Raw genomic sequence first — 2,352 nt, 5'->3', positions numbered from 1 at the left:
CCACACTGGAACTGAGACACGGTCCAGACTCCTACGGGAGGCAGCAGTGGGGAATATTGCACAATGGGCGCAAGCCTGATGCAGCCATGCCGCGTGTATGAAGAAGGCCTTCGGGTTGTAAAGTACTTTCAGCGGGGAGGAAGGGAGTAAAGTTAATACCTTTGCTCATTGACGTTACCCGCAGAAGAAGCACCGGCTAACTCCGTGCCAGCAGCCGCGGTAATACGGAGGGTGCAAGCGTTAATCGGAATTACTGGGCGTAAAGCGCACGCAGGCGGTTTGTTAAGTCAGATGTGAAATCCCCGGGCTCAACCTGGGAACTGCATCTGATACTGGCAAGCTTGAGTCTCGTAGAGGGGGGTAGAATTCCAGGTGTAGCGGTGAAATGCGTAGAGATCTGGAGGAATACCGGTGGCGAAGGCGGCCCCCTGGACGAAGACTGACGCTCAGGTGCGAAAGCGTGGGGAGCAAACAGGATTAGATACCCTGGTAGTCCACGCCGTAAACGATGTCGACTTGGAGGTTGTGCCCTTGAGGCGTGGCTTCCGGAGCTAACGCGTTAAGTCGACCGCCTGGGGAGTACGGCCGCAAGGTTAAAACTCAAATGAATTGACGGGGGCCCGCACAAGCGGTGGAGCATGTGGTTTAATTCGATGCAACGCGAAGAACCTTACCTGGTCTTGACATCCACGGAAGTTTTCAGAGATGAGAATGTGCCTTCGGGAACCGTGAGACAGGTGCTGCATGGCTGTCGTCAGCTCGTGTTGTGAAATGTTGGGTTAAGTCCCGCAACGAGCGCAACCCTTATCCTTTGTTGCCAGCGGTCCGGCCGGGAACTCAAAGGAGACTGCCAGTGATAAACTGGAGGAAGGTGGGGATGACGTCAAGTCATCATGGCCCTTACGACCAGGGCTACACACGTGCTACAATGGCGCATACAAAGAGAAGCGACCTCGCGAGAGCAAGCGGACCTCATAAAGTGCGTCGTAGTCCGGATTGGAGTCTGCAACTCGACTCCATGAAGTCGGAATCGCTAGTAATCGTGGATCAGAATGCCACGGTGAATACGTTCCCGGGCCTTGTACACACCGCCCGTCACACCATGGGAGTGGGTTGCAAAAGAAGTAGGTAGCTTAACCTTCGGGAGGGCGCTTACCACTTTGTGATTCATGACTGGGGTGAAGTCGTAACAAGGTAACCGTAGGGGAACCTGCGGTTGGATCACCTCCTTACCTTAAAGAAGCGTACTTTGCAGTGCTCACACAGATTGTCTGATAGAAAGTGAAAAGCAAGGCGTCTTGCGAAGCAGACTGATACGTCCCCTTCGTCTAGAGGCCCAGGACACCGCCCTTTCACGGCGGTAACAGGGGTTCGAATCCCCTAGGGGACGCCACTTGCTGGTTTGTGAGTGAAAGTCACCTGCCTTAATATCTCAAAACTCATCTTCGGGTGATGTTTGAGATATTTGCTCTTTAAAAATCTGGATCAAGCTGAAAATTGAAACACTGAACAATGAAAGTTGTTCGTGAGTCTCTCAAATTTTCGCAACTCTGAAGTGAAACATCTTCGGGTTGTGAGGTTAAGCGACTAAGCGTACACGGTGGATGCCCTGGCAGTCAGAGGCGATGAAGGACGTGCTAATCTGCGATAAGCGTCGGTAAGGTGATATGAACCGTTATAACCGGCGATTTCCGAATGGGGAAACCCAGTGTGTTTCGACACACTATCATTAACTGAATCCATAGGTTAATGAGGCGAACCGGGGGAACTGAAACATCTAAGTACCCCGAGGAAAAGAAATCAACCGAGATTCCCCCAGTAGCGGCGAGCGAACGGGGAGGAGCCCAGAGCCTGAATCAGTGTGTGTGTTAGTGGAAGCGTCTGGAAAGGCGCGCGATACAGGGTGACAGCCCCGTACACAAAAATGCACATATTGTGAGCTCGATGAGTAGGGCGGGACACGTGGTATCCTGTCTGAATATGGGGGGACCATCCTCCAAGGCTAAATACTCCTGACTGACCGATAGTGAACCAGTACCGTGAGGGAAAGGCGAAAAGAACCCCGGCGAGGGGAGTGAAAAAGAACCTGAAACCGTGTACGTACAAGCAGTGGGAGCCTCTTTTATGGGGTGACTGCGTACCTTTTGTATAATGGGTCAGCGACTTATATTCTGTAGCAAGGTTAACCGAATAGGGGAGCCGAAGGGAAACCGAGTCTTAACTGGGCGTTAAGTTGCAGGGTATAGACCCGAAACCCGGTGATCTAGCCATGGGCAGGTTGAAGGTTGGGTAACACTAACTGGAGGACCGAACCGACTAATGTTGAAAAATTAGCGGATGACTTGTGGCTGG

General features: G+C 52.2%; 1 tRNA gene and 2 rRNA genes (1 of these 3 running past the window's edge). All 3 read left to right on the top strand.

Annotation, left to right across the window (positions count from 1 at the left end):
- A 16S ribosomal RNA gene (locus ACFYP3_RS37440) occupies window positions 1–1,232 on the top strand; the annotation flags it as partial.
- Window positions 1,233–1,317: 85 nt separating this feature from the next.
- Window positions 1,318–1,393 (top strand) — tRNA-Glu (locus tag ACFYP3_RS37435).
- A 184-nt stretch (window positions 1,394–1,577) separates the two neighbouring features.
- Window positions 1,578–2,352 (top strand): 23S ribosomal RNA (locus ACFYP3_RS37430); its annotated part runs 502 nt beyond the window's last position; the annotation flags it as partial.

The organism is Streptomyces sp. NPDC005533 (genome assembly GCF_042871845.1).
Lineage (GTDB): Bacteria > Actinomycetota > Actinomycetes > Streptomycetales > Streptomycetaceae > Streptomyces.
Note: the sequence above shows the minus strand (reverse complement) of the source record. Positions and strands in the feature narration are given on the sequence as shown.